This is a genomic window from Marseilla massiliensis (genome assembly GCF_016899955.1).
Taxonomy (GTDB): Bacteria; Bacteroidota; Bacteroidia; order Bacteroidales; family Bacteroidaceae; genus Prevotella; species Prevotella intestinigallinarum.
Window position 1 is genome coordinate 1 of the sequence record NZ_JACJJL010000115.1, and the last position, 353, is coordinate 353.

Below are 353 nucleotides of genomic sequence, written 5' to 3' on the forward strand. Positions count from 1 at the left end.
CAGGCCCTGCAGAACATGTACAACTCCGCCACGTCCGCCCTGTCGTCCAACATCCGGAAGAACAAGGCGAAAATCAAGTACAACACCATCGTCTATCTCATCAACTCGGACGATGCAAGGTGAAAATGATTTGAAAACCAAATACGCACTTATATGAAAGCAAGAACCATCTTACTGACTTTGCTCTGTGCCGTCGGGATTACCACCGCCAAGGCCAACGAGAAAATTTATGTCAACCGGGACGTGACCACGCACATCGTCATGCCCGAACCCATCAAGCTGGTGGACATCTCCACCCCGAAGATTGCAGGCAACCAATGCACGGACAACATCGTCCGCATCAAGCCGTACCA

At 51.0% G+C, this 353-nt stretch carries 2 pseudogenes; both read left to right on the plus strand.

From position 1 onward, the window contains the following. A pseudogene (locus H6B30_RS16165) lies at nt 1–123 on the plus strand (conjugative transposon protein TraM); the annotation flags it as partial. Nucleotides 124–153: 30 nt separating this feature from the next. Next, a pseudogene (locus H6B30_RS16170) lies at nt 154–353 on the plus strand (DUF4138 domain-containing protein); the annotation flags it as partial.